This window comes from Marinobacter sp. DUT-1, from assembly GCF_050379415.1.
Taxonomy (GTDB): Bacteria; Pseudomonadota; Gammaproteobacteria; order Pseudomonadales; family Oleiphilaceae; genus Marinobacter.
Window position 1 is genome coordinate 272,251 of the sequence record NZ_JBNRLS010000004.1, and the last position, 14,267, is coordinate 286,517.

A 14,267-nucleotide genomic window follows, 5' to 3' on the forward strand; every position below is an offset into this window, starting at 1 on the left:
GAAATTGTTATAATATAACAACCTCGCTACGGCGTTGACCAGCATCGATTCATTTTCCCACTTTCACCAGCCGGTCCAGCCGGAGCCGTTCGCGCTCGTCAAACAGTCGGCGACTGCCCCAGGATACCGCCATCAGGGCACCAAAGCCGGTGCCGACAGTAATGATGAGCATCACCAGGATCTGATATTTTACGGCAACCGCGGGTGGACTGCCGGCGAGGATCTGGCCCGTCATCATGCCCGGCAGGCTGACGATACCGGCAGCGGCCATGGCGTTGATGGACGGCATCATGCCCCCGCGCATGGCGTCCTTGCGGATATCTTCCACCGCCTCACGCCAGGTCTGCCCGAGCATCAGTCGGTTCTCGATCACCGCCCGCTGGTGCCAGACAGCTTCGTTGAGGCGATCAAGGCTCAGGGCGACACCGGTCATGGTATTGCCCAGCATCATGCCCAGCAGAGGGATGGCGTATTGAGGTGCATACCAGGGCGATGGACCGATAATGACCGTCAGGGCCAATACCGTCACCGCAAAGGAAGAAATGAACATCGCCCCAGTGCCGATCCCGAACGCCCAGATGCCCCGCAACCGGCGTTGCTGGCGCGCCATCACCTCCCTGCCTGCCACCAGCAGCATGACCGTGGCCAACAAGGCAATCCAGTACAGCCTCGCGGAGGCGAACAGCGCCTCAAGCACCAGCCCGATCAGAGCCAGCTGGATGCCGGTACGGGCACTGGCGATGAGCAGGCTGCGAGTGATACCCAGCCTGGCCCAAAGGCTGACGCCAGCCAGCGCCAGAACCAGCAAGGCTGCCAGCCCCAGCTTCCACCAGGCAAGGTCAATGACTCCCATTCACACACTCCAGCTGCGATCCGCTGATGCGGTAGTGGTGATTCGCCACCCGACGGATCTGCCCCTGATCATGGGCCACCCAGAGCACGGCCAGGTTCCGGCGCCGGATTTCATCCAGCAGCCAGGCCTCCACCGCACCCGTCATGTCTTCATCCAGGTTCGCCGTGGGCTCGTCCAGCAACAGGGCTTCGGGTGCCATTGCCAGCGCCCGCCACAGGGCCAGGCGCTGGCGTTCACCGGATGAAAGCCGACTCACGGGCCAATCCATTACCCCGGGAGGAAAGCCGAGGGCTGCGGGCATGGTGTGACGTGCATCCTCGGCGAAGTGGGCACCTACCTCATCAAACCACCACTGACTATCCGCGGGGATCATCACCACCCGTTTACGCCACTCGTGCGCCGGTAGAGAAGCCTGCTCAGTACCATCGAGGTAGACCCGGCCATCGTGGGGCTCCAGATCGGCCACCGCCCGGAGCAGGCGACTCTTGCCACTACCGGAGGCACCCGAGATGCACACCACCGCCCCGCTTCCAACCAGCAACGAGGCCTCCCGCAGGGTGCCGACCGATACGGTGTCGAGACGCAGCTCACTCAAATCCGGAACTCCGTTGATCAGGGTTTGTGCTTGCTGCCGAGAAAGCGCCGCATCACCCCGTCGGAGAGGAAAACATGCGCCAGCGCCGGGTAAGGCAGGTAATGCAGGAACAGGGTTGCCAGCACCACTGCGTCGAAACCCTCCCCAAGAAACAACCAGGCTGTGAAAGCAGCGAACAATGCCCCCAGGAAACCACCGTAAATCCACAGCAGCCTGGATCTTTCCTCGGCCATGGGCAGGCGTTCCAGCGCTTTCGCCACAGAAAAGCCCATGTAGGCGGCAATGGCCGCAGCAATAATCAGCGAGGCCAGCAGCCCGCTGAAACCGAGCAGGAACCGGCACAAATAGTTGGCAAGAAAGAACAGGACAATGCCTGTAATCGCGACGATGGTAATCCGGGTTTTTTCCATGGAGCCCCTGAACTTGTTGTTTTGAAAGCCGATTGGCCAGCGGCCATAGTCGGCCAACAATATGGCAGAGACCGGCCTGGAGTACCAGCCGAGACCACCAACCGGGATTACTCGCCGCGCCAGTTCACGCTGTAGAGATCGTGCCGTCGATCCTGCAGGTTTTTTACCGTTCCGCTGTTCCTGGCAGTGATCAGGGTCTCCGGCCTCAGGTCTGCAAACGCCACCGTCTCGACATTAGGCTCGGTATCCGCCGCGATGCCGTCCCGGGCGAAGGGAAAATCACAGGGGGTCAGAATGCAGCTCTGGCCATACTGGATCTCCATGTTCGGCACGTTGGGCAGGTTGCCGACATTTCCCGACAGCACCACGTAAACCTGGTTCTCCACCGCCCGCGCCTGGCAGCAGTAGCGGACCCGCAGGTAACTCTGGCGTTCATCGGTGCAGAACGGCACGAAGATAATGCTCACCCCCTGATCCACCAGGTGCCGGGCCAGCTCCGGGAACTCCGCGTCATAGCAGATCAGCACCCCGATCGTGCCGCAATCGGTTTCAATGGCATTCACGCGGTTGCCGCCACGCACATTCCACCAGTAGGCCTCGTTGGGTGTCGGGTGAATCTTCGGCTGAGTGTACACCCGGCCATCCCGCAGGAACACATGGGCCATATTCCGGATGGTGCCGTCCTCTTCCCGCACCGGGGTGGAGCCCGCCACAATATTGATGTTGTAACGCAGCGCGAGATCCCGCATCAGCTCCCGGTAGCGTTCGGCGTAGTGGGTGACCGCCGAGAACGCCTCCGCCGGGCTGCCGCTACGGGCCTCGATGGACAGCAACTGGAGGGTGAACAGCTCGGGGAAGACCACAAAATCGCCCTTGTAGGTAGAGACAACATCCACGAAGTAACGGACGATCTCGCTGAACTCATCGAACGAAGCCACGGGCCGCTGCTGGTACTGGACCGTCCCAATACGAACGGTATCCGGCATCCGGTGCCCGTATCGCTTGCGCTTCTCGTCCCGGCCGCTCTGGGGAACCTTGGGATTGCGCCAGACCAGGTGAATGCCATAGCCCATGGAATCATGGTCGGCATCCAGGTAGTGGGGAATGATGTCGTGGATTTCGAAGCCCTGATGCATCTGGAACGACAGCACCGGGTCTTTCTGTTCCTTGTTACGGACGGCCTCAACATAGGCCTCCACCGTGCCGTATTTCTTCAGTTTCTGGCGCAGGGTAGGCAATCGCCCGGCAAACACCACGCCCTGGAGGTTCAGGGCCTGGCACAGGTTTTTTCGTTCGTTATACAGGCGCTCGCCGATCCGGTACCCGCGGCACTCCGGATCAACACACACCTCCATGCCATAAAGCCAGTCGCCCTCCGGGTCATGGCGGGAGGCATAACCGTTGCCGGTAATCGACGTCCAGTCATGGCGGGCCAGGGCCACCTCGCCGGCAATCCGGAAAGTGGCGCAGTAGCCCACAACCTGGTCCCCGAGCATGGCGACAAACTGCCCCTCCGGGAAGGTATTGATCTGTCCGGTCAGGGGCCCCTTGGTATAGCCGTACATGCCGGTGCCCTCGTAGACCCGGCGGCTAAGGTCGATGATGCCGGGTATATCAGAGAGGGTGGCGTTGCGAACAAAAAGGCGCTGGTCGGGATCGGAGAAAGGTGGGCACATACATACCTCGAAGCGGGCGCGGAAATGCGCGGTGGCATGCACTCATATTTGGTCGGGCTGATCCGTTTCGTCAAGCGGTGGCTGCAGCGGGAAGCGTTCGATCACGGTATATACCGATCCGCCGGCTCCCGGGGCGCTCTCGAACAGAACAAATTCCGTCACCGGGACAACCCCGAACCGGTCCTGTCCGTGCTCTTCCAGCAGGTTCACAATCGAGGCAGCCTGCTTGCGGAACCGCGCCACCGTGATATGCGGCCGGAAACCACGGTGCTCGATCTCAAAGCCGGCAGCCGCAACCTGGGCGGACAGCTGTCGGTACAACTCCGCCACACCCGCCTCCGGTGAGACGCCGGCCCAGAGATTCCGGGGGTGTTCCGGGCGGCCAAAAGCACCCAGACCGGTCACCTCCACCTCGAAGGCGGGCGTGGAAACCAGGGAGGCGGCGTAGCTCAGCGTCTCAAGATCCTCATCTTCCACGCTCCCGATAAAGATCAGGGTCATGTGCAGCTGATTTCGGCTCTGCCATCGGGCCCCGTTGATCGGACTCTTGAGCTTCAGCAAGCGCTTTTTGACCTCTGACGGGATTTCCACCCCGAAAAACACCCGGGACACGGTTCAGTCCTCGTAGATCATCTTGCGGGTCATGCCGCCGTCCACCACATAATTCTGGCCCGTGATAAAACCCGCTTCTTCGGAAATCAGGAAGGCCGCGAGGCTGGCAATATCCCGCGGCACCCCCACTCGTCCGGCGGGATGCTGGCTATGATCACTCTCTGAAAGCGGCGGCGCCTTTTCCACTCTATCTTGCCACGCACGGGTGTCGATCCAGCCGGGGCTGATGCAGTTGACCCGGATTTCCGGCCCCAGGCTCATGGCCAGGGCGTGGGTCAGGGCAACCATGCCGCCTTTGGTGGCCGCATAGGCCTCGGTATCCGGCTCCGATTGCAGGGCCCGGGTGGAGGCAATATTGACGATGGCGCCGCCGTTTTTGCGGAGATGGGGTACCGCATGCTTGGTAACGAGGAAGGGGCCGGTCAGGTTCACGTCCAGTCGACGCTGCCAGACAGCCAGGTCCAGCTCCTCAACAGGCCCGTTCTCCGGGCCGGCCAGCCCGGCGTTGTTGATCACCGCATCCAGTCGGCCGTGCCAGTCGGTCGCCGCGCGGATCATGCCGGCAACTTCCGCTTCACTGGCCACATCGGCCTGGAAATACCGCACCTGGTCGCCTAGCCGTTGCTGCAACCATTCACCCTGCTCCCGGTCAACATCGCAGAAGGCCACCTGCCAGCCACGGTCGGCCAGGAACTGCACCAGGCCACGCCCAATTCCCCGGGCTCCGCCGGTTACCAGGGCCACTCGGGCTTCGTTTGTCACAGTGACCTCCGCTTACCAGGGCAGCTCGTCGCCATTGCTGTGCCAGAAGGAGCCGGTGTTCTCCAGGTTCAGGTTGGCAATCCGATCCGCCAGCCCACGGGCCGATTCCTCGGGCGTGATCATCCCCCCGAAGTTCACCATGCGGGTCTTCACATAGCCCGGATGCAACTGGGCAACGGCAATGCCCTTGGGCTTCAGGTCCACCGCCAGGGACTTGCCGAAAGCGTTCAGGGCCGCCTTGGAGGCGCGGTAACCATAACGGCCGCCGGAATCGTTGTCGGCAATGGAGCCCATGCGGCTGGTGATGTTGGCGATCTTGCCGCCCTCTGCGATCTGCGGTACCAGGGCCTCGGCTACCCGCAGCGGCGCGTAGGCATTGATCTCCATCTGCTTGCGGATGGAATCGAAATCGATGCTGCCGAGCTGTTCGTCCTGCAGCAGGCCGGCATTGTTGATGAGCAGCTGGATCTTCTTGCCCGCCAGGGCCGATTTCAGTTTCTCGATACCGGCGTCGGTGGTGACATCGACGCCGTCGATGACTTCGGAGGCCACTTCTCCCAGCTCATCGGAAGACTGCCGGCATACGCCGATCACATCGCAGCCCTCACGGGCATAATGCCGCGCCAGTTCCAGGCCGATTCCCCGGTTGGCACCGGTAATGACAACTACTCCAGATGCAGACATGATTCCTCCGTTTCACTATTGGATTCAATTGGTTGGATCAGTAAATCTGGACGAGCAGCCACACTGTAACGATCAGTGCCAGCAGAAACCAGCGGGCGTACTGGTCGGGTTTGTCCTCATCCGGGGATGAAGCAGTGATTGTGGAGCCTCCCTCTTCGTATTCCCGGATCAGCTCGCGGGCCCGGTAGAGGTCTTCATCATCCACATGGACATTGCTGAAACCCGCCGCACCGATCTCCCCCAGAGCGCCCTGCAGGTAATGGCCGCCAACGTGGGATTCGATACCATGGACCTCCAGAAACCCGGCTACAATGTGTGCTTCGGTAATGTCTCGGGCCCGATAGGCTATTTGCAAAGGCCTACTCCTTCTGTGACATTCAGGGGCAGCACCCGCCCGTTAACGCGGTTATGATTTCAGCATAGACCCACCCGCTCCAGGGAGCCATCAAGGATACGCAGTGGATATTATCTGGATTGTTCTGGCCATCGTGTTGCTCATCGTGGCCGCCACCTTTCTCCTGTTCAGGATTGAAGACCTGTCCCACCTGGACGACAGCGATTACCCGGTGCGGGAAAGAACCCCGAGCGAAGGTCATCAGCAGGTCCTGGGACAGCTCCGGGAGCTGAGGGAAGCTGCCAGGGACCTCAAGGGCAAGGCCCGGTTGATAGCCCTGCGCCAGCACATGGACACCCTCAGCGAAGGCATGGAGCTGGTATCCGAGTTCCGACATAACGAGGAGCCGCGAGGCGAATGGGTTATTGCCCCGGGCGTCGATACCCGCCGGCGTGTGCTCTACATTCACGGTGGGGCCTGGGCGGCGGGCAGCCCCAGAAGTCACCGGACCATTACCGACCGTTTCTCCAGGCTGGCCAATGCCGCGGTTTTCGCCGTGGATTACCGGCTGATGCCGGAACACCGTTTCATGGATGGGGTACGGGACTGTCAAAGGGCCTACAGCTGGCTGCTGGATCACGGACCGGACGGTGGGGAGCGCGCCAGCTTTGTCGTGGTGGCGGGAGACTCCGCCGGTGGCAGCCACACTCTCAGCCTGTTGGCCTGGGCGAGGGATAATGGCCTCAGGCAGGCCGATGCGGCTGTTGCCCTGGCACCCTCAACCGACCTGACCCTGACCGCCCCCAGCAACCGCAACAACATTCCCACCGATCCGTTGTTGGGCCCGGTGTTTGGCGGTCTGGCAAAGATCCCGCTGCCGATTATCTGGTGGGGAACCCTGGCGGCATTGCGCGTTTCTCCGACCAATCCAGTCGCCTCCCCGCTACGGGGCAGTCTCGCCAACCTGCCACCGACCCTGATCCACGCCAGTGATACCGAAATGCTGCTGGATAATGCCCGGCGCTATGCTGCCAAGGCCCGGTCCGAAGGATCCGTGGTAGAGCTCCATACGTGGCCAGGCATGGTGCATGTATGGCACATTTTTGGTGACATGCTCCCGGAGGCCGAGGAAGCGTTCGAGGACATCCGGGAATTCCTGGCCGATGTCGAGGCCGGCAAGAGCGAATAGGTTGCCCCATGTGTGGACGGTTCACCTTTTACACACCGCCGGAAACCCTGATTCTGGAGTATTTTCCGGAAGGCCTGGAGGTGGATGGCCAGTTTGACCCCAGTTACAACATCACGCCCGGGGTGGGCATTCCCATGATCCGTATGACCATGAACGGCACCCTGGTCATGGCCCACTCCCACTGGGGCTTCCGTCCGGTCTGGGCCGGCGACAAAGCGCCCTCACCCATTAACGCCCGGGCTGAAACCGTGGCCGCCTCAAAATACTTCCGGGAGGCCTTCGCCCACCACCGGTGCCTGATCCCTGCCAACGGTTGGTATGAATGGATGATAACGGATCATGGCAAGGAACCGCACTACGTCACTTCGAGGGCTCCGGACAAGGACCCGGCGATCTTTTTTGCCGGCGTCTGGACGCCTATGGAAGGGGATGAGACCACAGCCTGCGCCATCATCACCGAACCCGCCCACGACTCCCTGAAACACATTCATGACCGACAGCCCGTGGTACTCGATCCCGGCTGCCTTCGGAACTGGCTGGATCCGGAGCTCACCGGCCGCAGCGAGGTCCGGGCGTCAACACACCGGCTGCCTCCGGAGCGTCTTCAGGAATACGAAGTATCCCAGGCGGTCAACAATCCCCGCCACAACAATCCGGAGCTTTTGCAGAAGGTAAAATAGACGGGATCGGCCGGCTATTTCCGCACCCACTTGTCACCGATCCGGACAAACTGGCCGGCGGGAGTTTTTTCCACGGCCTTCTTGCCGGCAACAGCCTCCACTTCGGCAACCGGAATATTGTGCTTCGAGGCAATGCGGCTGTATTCCTGGCGCCGGGCCTCATTGATGGCCTCGACGATTTCCCGGGCGTTTCCTTCAGCCTTCACCACCGCCAGATACCCCGAGGGCGTCTCACCCACCAGCCCGGATTGCTTGGCAGTGTCGAGCTGCTGCTTGGCCTCCTCGAGACTCATGGCAAGCGCTGGCAGACTCAGACACAGGGCCAGCAGAAGCACGCCGAATTTACTGAACAATCTCATGATTCTCTCCCCCTTGAAGCGTCCCAGACCATCAGAACAGGCCCTGGTCTTCGAACAACTCGTCCACTTCCTTATCAACTTTTACGTAGATCTCGTGCTGGATCTTGACGTTCAGGTTGACGGTGATGGGCTCCTTTGGCGCCGCCATCTGCACCGTTGGCGTGCAGGCCGCGGACAGCAGGGCAAAGGTGAGTATCCCAGCACCCTGCCGTAATCGGGCGGTGCCGGGAAATTTCCGGCTTTGCACTTTCATAGATGTCCCCCGTAGATTGTGGCCGGACCAGCGGGATCAGTTCTCCCCGTTACCGGCCTCACGCTTCTCCATCATTTTCCGGACCTTCTCCGTGACCGCCTCGTTCACCCGACCGCTGAGCTGCAGGCTGGTCAACAGTGCCGGAATATCCTCCTGCAGGTTGAGATTCACCACAATCGGATGGCCATCCCGCACCTGCGGATTGTTGCCCTCCAGCCTGAGGCCGAGGTTCAGGGTTCCCTTCTGATCATAGTCTATCGTGCTGCTGAGTACGGAATAGTTAAAGTTCTGAAGGGCCCGGACCACCAGGTCCATAGTCTCATTGTTCCGGGCGAGTGCCTGCAACCGGTCCGCGGGGAGTCTCAGGGTGCCCCCCGGGGCGACTGCCCTGATGTTGCCTCCGGCAACCTCCACACCATCGCTGTCGATCACCAGTGGCACCTCGCCCTCAAGCGTGCCACTGCCTGCCAGGCCCTCGGCGGGATACACGGTCATCAGACGGTCGACCTGTATGTCATTGAGCCACACCGGGACGGTCACCGGCAGATCAGCCAGGCTCCACTCTCCCGGCTTGACCCGGATCTCTCCACCCAGAAATCCGGCATGCCCCCGGATCAGTGAAACCTTTCCTTTCGTCAGTGCCTGCAACGGCGCACGGTAGCTACCCGTGATGGAGACCGGCCCCAGCGGCACACCGGGATTGAGCTGTTCCAGCTGCAGTTCCGAGGTGCGGGCGATCAGGGCATCGTCCAGGGACAGTTCCAGAGTGCCGTTCAGTCCGGTCCAGGCCATTCGATCCGCAATACCGGACATCCCGCTGGCGATTACCTTGCCCTCAAGCTCTGGCCCCGTGTCTGGCAGGCGAACACGGGCCTGGGCAGAAAGACGCCCATCGCTGATCTCGATCCCGGCTGGCCACTGCTCAAGGGTCTCCCCCAGGATCCGGCTCGCCTGACTGCCCTCCAGCTCCGCGCTGACATCCACCTCGGGAGTCCCGCTGATGGGCCAGCGGGCATCGACATCCAATACCAGCCCCGAGGCCCCCTTCGCCGCGCCAAGGATATCGACCCGATTCAAACCGGCATCCAGCTGGCCCTCAAAGCTCCAGGACTGCGGCTTCAGGTTGGCCTGCTGCAACGTCCCGACATCGAATCCCAGAGGGCCAGCCACGCGCATTGTCCCAAGGCCTGGATCGCTCAGGCTGTAGCCGGCTTCCAGCGTGCTACCGCCCGGCCGCACCTCCACCTGCGCCAGAGTAAGTGTCGCGCCATCGTCCGGACTACTCACCCTATCCATCTGCAGGATTGAACCGGCGAGAATGTCCAGTTTCGCTGACTCCGCACCCGCGGTTCCGGCCAGGCCGATACGCCCGTCGACACTGCTGATACGCCAGCCTGAACGCTCGGAGTCCGGCAACGAACCGCTGATCCAGAGCTCGGTCGTCTCCATCCGCCACTGCGCCGGAGCCGGCGCCAGCTCGACGTAAAGGTTGCCGCGGATTTCGGTTTCTTCGGGCAGATCGACCTCCAAACTGTCTACCGAGATTGTGTCGGGAAGCCACGTTGGCGTCTGCTCGGGCAACAGCGACTGACTCGCCCCTCCCCCATCCGATGCGGGCTCCGGCCATGCTGGTAGTTCAACGTTGAGCTGCTCAATCCGGACACTGGCCAGCGAGAAAGTCTGCCAGTCCCAACCCATCACAAAACCGGAACCGCTTACCGCGAACGGCCGCGCCGGATCGGAGCTGACCAGGGAGAAGCCATCGGCACGAATTCCGTCCAACGAGAGGTGCATTCCCTGCCAGTCCAACTCCCGGATTGCCTGGTTCGCCATCAACTGTTGCCAGGCGTCCCGGGCATAAATACCCGCACCGATTACCACGAGCAACAGAACAACAGCGGCCCCGGCGACCCACCGGCCGATCCTGCTGGCCCTTGTACGCTTTTCTGCTCCCACTAATCCCTTCCTGCCAACGTCAAACAAGCCGTAACCTGACATCCGGCCCAATCAGTAATAAGGTTTATACAGATTCAATGTTGCGGAGTAACGGCATGGCGTCAATGCTGCGACAAATTCTCGTTATGACATTGCTGGGGCTGGCACTGGGCGGCTGCGCCAGTAATCAGCACCTGCAGACCGGGAAGAGCGTACAGCCCGCGCCTGTCGAAGCGCCTGATTCACCCGAGAAGATCAACCGGTTGTGGCAGGTCTTCGAGCGCTATCAGGGTACGCCCTATCAATACGGCGGCACGTCAGCCCGGGGGTTCGACTGTTCCGGGTTCATCATCACCGCCTATCAGGAGGGCCTTGGCCAGCAACTGCCCCGTACCACCGCACAGATGCTTCGCCATGGTCGGGAGGTATCGCCGGACCAGGTAGAACCGGGAGACCTGGTGTTCTTCAGGATTGGCGGCAAGGAGCAGCATGCCGGCATCTATATGGGGGAGAACCGGTTCATTCATGCGTCCACCTCTGTCGGAGTCACCCTGTCAGAACTGGACGGCTACTACTGGGCAGACCGTTTTACCGAAGCACGGCGTTTCGAAGAGAAGTGACCGGCAGGTCGCCGGCCCGGCAACAGAATTACAGCCCTCCAATGGCCAGTTGCATGGCGATGGCGGCCATCATCAGTCCGATTACCCCATCAATTATCCGCCAGGCCACCGGCCGTGACAGGACCGGTGCCAGTGCCGAGCCGCACCAGGCGAGTCCGCCGAACCACAGGATCGACGCACTGCTGGCACCCGCCACAAAGCTGGTGGCGTCTTCCTGCTGGGCGCCCACAGCCGGGATCAGCAGCAGGGTGTCCAGATAAACCTGGGGATTGAGCAGAGTGACGGCCAGGGTGGTAAACAGGACCCCTTTCAGACTGCGCCGGGTGACTTCCCCGGCCTCAAGCGCCGCCCTGCCCCGGCTTGCCCTCACCAGCGCCTGCAGAGCCAGCCAGCCGAGAAACGCGACACCCAGCCAGCGCAGCAACTCCAGGGCCTGGGGCATGGCCATCAATGCCGCGCTCACGCCGAACATGCCGAGGGTAAACAGGATCACATCCGAGGCCATGCACAGTCCGGCTGACCACCAGTGATGCTCGCGGCGGATAGCCTGGCTCAATACGTAGGCATTCTGGGCTCCGATCGCCACAATAATACCGCCGCAAACCACCAACCCGGTCAGATAACTCTCAAACACGCTCAATCTCCCTGAAAAACTGGCGCAAGCATACCGCGACGGCTATATACTGGAAATTCATACTCGTAATATTGCATCAGTTTTTCTTATGATTGACTACAAACTGCTGGAAGCGCTGGCGACGGTCATCGAATGCGGGGGCTTTGAGCGCGCCGGCGCTGCCCTCGGGCTCAGCCAGTCGGCAGTATCCCAGCGAATCCGAACACTGGAGATTCGGCTGGGCCAGCCGGTGCTCGTTCGCAGTCCAGCCCTGAAAGCCACGCCCGCCGGCCAGCGGCTGCTCAACCATGTTCAGCAGGTGCAGTTACTGGAACGGGATCTGGCGAAATCCCTGCCCACCCTGAACGAGCCCTCGGCGCGGCTACGCATTGCTTTGAACGCCGACAGCCTGGCCACCTGGTGGGCCGATGCCATCGCTGACTTCTGCCGGGACGAGGCGCTGTTACTCGACCTTGTGATCGAGGATCAGGACATTGGTCTGCGCCGCATGCGCGAGGGCGACGTCGCCGCCTGCCTGTGCAGCAGCCCGCAACCGGTGGCGGGCGCGCGCTGCGTGCCATTGGGCTCAATGATCTACTTGCCGCTGGCAACCCCCGAATACATAAAACGCTACTTTCCGGACGGACTGATCGACGATTCACTCCGTCAGGCACCGGCAATTGTATTCGGACCGAACGATCAGTTGCAGCATCGTTTTCTGGCACAATGCGGTTTTCATGGTTCCTTTCCCTACCATCTCTGCCCGTCCTCAGAAGGATTTGTAAAGCTGGCAACCACCGGCATGGGCTATGGCATGATTCCGGAAATCCAGGTGCGGGAGGAACTGGAGGCGGGAAGACTGACCAGCATCGCCAACGGGCAACAATTGGAAGTGAAGCTATACTGGCATTTCTGGCGCCACAGCGGAGGTGCCATGGATCGCCTTACCAAGGCCCTGCAGAATGCCTGCGCGCTTACCGCGGAAAGGAACAAACCAAGGAGTCGCTGTATATGACCATATTGATTGTTGGCCTGATCCTGTTTCTGGGAATCCACTCCCTGTCCATCGTCAATGAACCGCTGCGCAACCAGCTACATGATCGGCTTGGGGAGGGCGCGTACAAGGGCCTCTACTCGCTGGTTTCTATCATCGGCCTGGTGCTGATTGTTTGGGGATATGGGGCTGCGCGGATGGAACCAACGGTACTGTACACACCTGCCGGATGGCTCCGGCACCTGGCCATGCTGTTACTGATTCCGGTTTTTCCGTTACTGTTCGCGACTTATTTCCCGGGGAAGATCAAGGCAAAGCTCAAACACCCGATGCTGGTTGCCGTAAAGCTCTGGGCCCTGGCGCACCTGCTGGCCAACGGCATGTTGCATGATGTGCTGCTTTTCGGCGCTTTTCTGGCCTGGGCGGTGGTGGACCGGATCTCCATGAAACGCCGCACCGAGCGGTCAATCCCGACGCTGCCGGCGTCACGGGCCAACGATGCCATCGCGGTTGTCGGTGGCCTGGCGATATACGTCATCACGGTCTTCTGGGCCCACCAGTGGCTCTTTGGTGTATCACCGGTCTGAGCAATGGCTCGGGCTCTTGTTTACAACCAACCCGTTACCAGTAAAGAGCTTATTGCCTTCGAAAACTGGTAAGAAACCACACTGGCACATTACAGGATTTACATTTGGACCTGACCACCCCTGCGCTGCTCTTCCCGGCCATCTCGCTGCTTTTGCTGGCTTACACCAACCGATTCCTCGTGCTGGCGCAGTTGATCCGCCAGCTCAAGCAGATGGATTCCGAAGACGATCACGCCCTGATTGCCCGCCAGATCGGTATGCTGAGAAAGCGCATCGTGCTGACCAAACGAATGCAGACATTTGGCGTGCTCAGCTTTTTCCTGTGTACCGTCTCCATGTTCCTGCTGTTTCTGGGATCTGAAATGCCGGGCATTGTGGCGTTTGGTACCAGTCTGGTCTTGCTGTCGCTGTCACTCCTCTACTCGCTATACGAAATCCAGATTTCCACCAATGCAATCAATGTGGAGCTATCCAACTTCGAGGCGAGAAAAAGTGAGAGTCAGGGCTGAAGCGATTATCGTGAGCCCGTGGAGTCGATTCCGAACCAGTGGGGGAAGCGCAGCAGGCAATAGAGGGCCAGCACGTCGTAAAGCGCATGCCAGAGCATGACCATGCCCAGGCTGGCGGAGAGATGGTAGGCAACGCCCAGGACCAGACCGAGTCCCGTGGCCACCAGGAAATAGGTAAATGACACGTAGTGGACCAGGCCAAACAGCACCGATGATGCAATAACCGCAGTCCAGGGCCCGGTGTGTTGAATCAGCCAGCCCTGGACAGCTCCCCGGAACAGAAGCTCCTCCCCGACACCGGCGAGCACCGACAAGGCCACCAGAACCGTCCAGGAAAAGCTTCGGGCGAAACTGTGCAGCCCGCGCATCTGCCGTTCCAGATTGTCGGGGAATAACCCCGGAATCCGGGTTACCAGAATCAGGGTCAGATAAGTGCCGACAGCGCCAAGAACGCCGTACAGCACAATATCGAACCCGCCCAAACCACCCCACTGTACCGGAATATCGAATAGCCAGATCGCCAGCAGGCCAACGACACCGATGCCGCCCTGAAAAACCAGGGCAGCCCTGGTGGAGATGGAAGAACCTCCGGATTTTGCCAT

Annotated in this window: 19 protein-coding genes; 6 read left to right on the top strand and 13 right to left on the bottom strand. The window is 60.7% G+C overall.

Translation table 11 applies throughout. The features are described from left to right. Positions 1-49: 49 nt before the first annotated feature. From ACQUTG_RS14420 to ACQUTG_RS14455, 8 genes are all read right to left on the bottom strand, one after another. Positions 50-853: an ABC transporter permease gene (locus ACQUTG_RS14420; protein WP_428920074.1), complete on the bottom strand. Its 804-nt coding sequence runs from the start codon at positions 851-853 to the stop codon at positions 50-52. Continuing rightward, positions 840-1,448 carry an ABC transporter ATP-binding protein gene (locus tag ACQUTG_RS14425; RefSeq protein WP_428920075.1) on the bottom strand — a complete coding sequence of 203 codons (609 nt, stop codon included), beginning with the start codon at positions 1,446-1,448 and terminating at the stop codon, positions 840-842. The genes ACQUTG_RS14420 and ACQUTG_RS14425 overlap by 14 nt, the downstream gene beginning before the upstream one ends. A gap of 17 nt (positions 1,449-1,465) precedes the next feature. Continuing rightward, entirely contained in the window at positions 1,466-1,858 is a 393-nt protein-coding gene (locus tag ACQUTG_RS14430) for a hypothetical protein (RefSeq protein ID WP_428920076.1), read from the bottom strand. A 107-nt stretch (positions 1,859-1,965) separates the two neighbouring features. Further along, entirely contained in the window at positions 1,966-3,534 is a 1,569-nt protein-coding gene (locus tag ACQUTG_RS14435) for a nitrilase-related carbon-nitrogen hydrolase (protein ID WP_428920077.1), read from the bottom strand. Between the two features lie 42 nt (positions 3,535-3,576). Next, positions 3,577-4,146: an RNA 2',3'-cyclic phosphodiesterase gene (gene thpR / locus ACQUTG_RS14440; protein ID WP_428920078.1), complete on the bottom strand. Its 570-nt coding sequence runs from the start codon at positions 4,144-4,146 to the stop codon at positions 3,577-3,579. A 3-nt stretch (positions 4,147-4,149) separates the two neighbouring features. Next, the gene (locus tag ACQUTG_RS14445; protein WP_428920079.1) at positions 4,150-4,908 is read right to left on the bottom strand and encodes a glucose 1-dehydrogenase; all 759 of its coding nucleotides are present in this window, start codon (positions 4,906-4,908) and stop codon (positions 4,150-4,152) included. Between the two features lie 12 nt (positions 4,909-4,920). After that, on the bottom strand, positions 4,921-5,592 hold the full coding sequence (locus ACQUTG_RS14450) for an SDR family oxidoreductase (protein WP_428920080.1): 672 nt from the start codon (positions 5,590-5,592) through the stop codon (positions 4,921-4,923). A 37-nt stretch (positions 5,593-5,629) separates the two neighbouring features. Then, positions 5,630-5,947 (bottom strand): DUF2007 domain-containing protein, encoded by a 318-nt coding sequence (locus tag ACQUTG_RS14455; RefSeq protein ID WP_428920081.1) that lies wholly within the window; start codon positions 5,945-5,947, stop codon positions 5,630-5,632. A 109-nt stretch (positions 5,948-6,056) separates the two neighbouring features. Between ACQUTG_RS14455 and ACQUTG_RS14460 the strand changes: the two genes are divergently transcribed. Together ACQUTG_RS14460 and ACQUTG_RS14465 are read left to right on the top strand one after the other, a co-directional pair. Further along, on the top strand, positions 6,057-7,115 hold the full coding sequence (locus ACQUTG_RS14460) for an alpha/beta hydrolase (protein ID WP_428920350.1): 1,059 nt from the start codon (positions 6,057-6,059) through the stop codon (positions 7,113-7,115). Positions 7,116-7,123: 8 nt separating this feature from the next. After that, positions 7,124-7,795: an SOS response-associated peptidase gene (locus tag ACQUTG_RS14465; RefSeq protein WP_428920082.1), complete on the top strand. Its 672-nt coding sequence runs from the start codon at positions 7,124-7,126 to the stop codon at positions 7,793-7,795. A gap of 14 nt (positions 7,796-7,809) precedes the next feature. Here the strand turns inward: ACQUTG_RS14465 and ACQUTG_RS14470 are convergent, their stop codons facing one another. Genes ACQUTG_RS14470 through ACQUTG_RS14480 form a run of 3 tightly spaced genes read right to left on the bottom strand, consistent with a single transcriptional unit; the run spans position 7,810 to position 10,363 of the window. Further along, positions 7,810-8,154: a YdbL family protein gene (locus tag ACQUTG_RS14470; RefSeq protein WP_428920083.1), complete on the bottom strand. Its 345-nt coding sequence runs from the start codon at positions 8,152-8,154 to the stop codon at positions 7,810-7,812. Positions 8,155-8,185: 31 nt separating this feature from the next. Beyond that, on the bottom strand, positions 8,186-8,407 hold the full coding sequence (locus tag ACQUTG_RS14475) for a YnbE family lipoprotein (protein ID WP_428920084.1): 222 nt from the start codon (positions 8,405-8,407) through the stop codon (positions 8,186-8,188). Positions 8,408-8,443: 36 nt separating this feature from the next. Next, a complete protein-coding gene (locus ACQUTG_RS14480; RefSeq protein ID WP_428920085.1) occupies positions 8,444-10,363 on the bottom strand; it encodes an intermembrane phospholipid transport protein YdbH family protein in 1,920 nt (639 codons plus the stop codon). Positions 10,364-10,458: 95 nt separating this feature from the next. On the opposite strand from ACQUTG_RS14480, the gene ACQUTG_RS14485 reads away from it, so the two are divergent. Further along, complete coding sequence (locus tag ACQUTG_RS14485) at positions 10,459-10,962, top strand: C40 family peptidase (protein WP_428920086.1); 504 nt, start codon at positions 10,459-10,461, stop codon at positions 10,960-10,962. A 28-nt stretch (positions 10,963-10,990) separates the two neighbouring features. Here ACQUTG_RS14485 and ACQUTG_RS14490 read toward each other — a convergent pair whose 3' ends face one another. Beyond that, the gene (locus ACQUTG_RS14490) at positions 10,991-11,596 is read right to left on the bottom strand and encodes a LysE/ArgO family amino acid transporter (RefSeq protein WP_428920087.1); all 606 of its coding nucleotides are present in this window, start codon (positions 11,594-11,596) and stop codon (positions 10,991-10,993) included. A gap of 88 nt (positions 11,597-11,684) precedes the next feature. On the opposite strand from ACQUTG_RS14490, the gene ACQUTG_RS14495 reads away from it, so the two are divergent. From ACQUTG_RS14495 to ACQUTG_RS14505, 3 genes are all read left to right on the top strand, one after another. After that, positions 11,685-12,590 carry a LysR family transcriptional regulator ArgP gene (locus ACQUTG_RS14495; protein WP_428920088.1) on the top strand — a complete coding sequence of 302 codons (906 nt, stop codon included), beginning with the start codon at positions 11,685-11,687 and terminating at the stop codon, positions 12,588-12,590. After that, positions 12,587-13,156, top strand: coding sequence for an NnrU family protein (locus tag ACQUTG_RS14500; RefSeq protein ID WP_428920089.1), 570 nt, complete (start codon positions 12,587-12,589; stop codon positions 13,154-13,156). The genes ACQUTG_RS14495 and ACQUTG_RS14500 overlap by 4 nt, the downstream gene beginning before the upstream one ends. 104 nt (positions 13,157-13,260) lie before the next feature. Next, entirely contained in the window at positions 13,261-13,665 is a 405-nt protein-coding gene (locus ACQUTG_RS14505; protein ID WP_428920090.1) for a DUF2721 domain-containing protein, read from the top strand. 5 nt (positions 13,666-13,670) lie between these two features. Here the strand turns inward: ACQUTG_RS14505 and ACQUTG_RS14510 are convergent, their stop codons facing one another. Next, entirely contained in the window at positions 13,671-14,267 is a 597-nt protein-coding gene (locus ACQUTG_RS14510; RefSeq protein WP_428920091.1) for a lysostaphin resistance A-like protein, read from the bottom strand.

Excerpts from the sequence above, each read along its gene's own strand:
- ACQUTG_RS14420 (WP_428920074.1), bottom strand. The coding sequence starts at position 853 with ATGGGAGTCATTGACCTTGCCTGGTGGAAGCTGGGGCTGGCAGCCTTG.
- ACQUTG_RS14430 (WP_428920076.1), bottom strand. The coding sequence starts at position 1,858 with ATGGAAAAAACCCGGATTACCATCGTCGCGATTACAGGCATTGTCCTG.
- ACQUTG_RS14435 (WP_428920077.1), bottom strand. The coding sequence starts at position 3,534 with ATGTGCCCACCTTTCTCCGATCCCGACCAGCGCCTTTTTGTTCGCAAC.
- ACQUTG_RS14450 (WP_428920080.1), bottom strand. The coding sequence starts at position 5,592 with ATGTCTGCATCTGGAGTAGTTGTCATTACCGGTGCCAACCGGGGAATC.
- ACQUTG_RS14465 (WP_428920082.1), top strand. The coding sequence starts at position 7,124 with ATGTGTGGACGGTTCACCTTTTACACACCGCCGGAAACCCTGATTCTG.
- ACQUTG_RS14470 (WP_428920083.1), bottom strand. The coding sequence starts at position 8,154 with ATGAGATTGTTCAGTAAATTCGGCGTGCTTCTGCTGGCCCTGTGTCTG.
- ACQUTG_RS14475 (WP_428920084.1), bottom strand. The coding sequence starts at position 8,407 with ATGAAAGTGCAAAGCCGGAAATTTCCCGGCACCGCCCGATTACGGCAG.
- ACQUTG_RS14485 (WP_428920086.1), top strand. The coding sequence starts at position 10,459 with ATGGCGTCAATGCTGCGACAAATTCTCGTTATGACATTGCTGGGGCTG.
- ACQUTG_RS14495 (WP_428920088.1), top strand. The coding sequence starts at position 11,685 with ATGATTGACTACAAACTGCTGGAAGCGCTGGCGACGGTCATCGAATGC.
- ACQUTG_RS14500 (WP_428920089.1), top strand. The coding sequence starts at position 12,587 with ATGACCATATTGATTGTTGGCCTGATCCTGTTTCTGGGAATCCACTCC.
- ACQUTG_RS14510 (WP_428920091.1), bottom strand. The coding sequence starts at position 14,267 with ATGGCAAAATCCGGAGGTTCTTCCATCTCCACCAGGGCTGCCCTGGTT.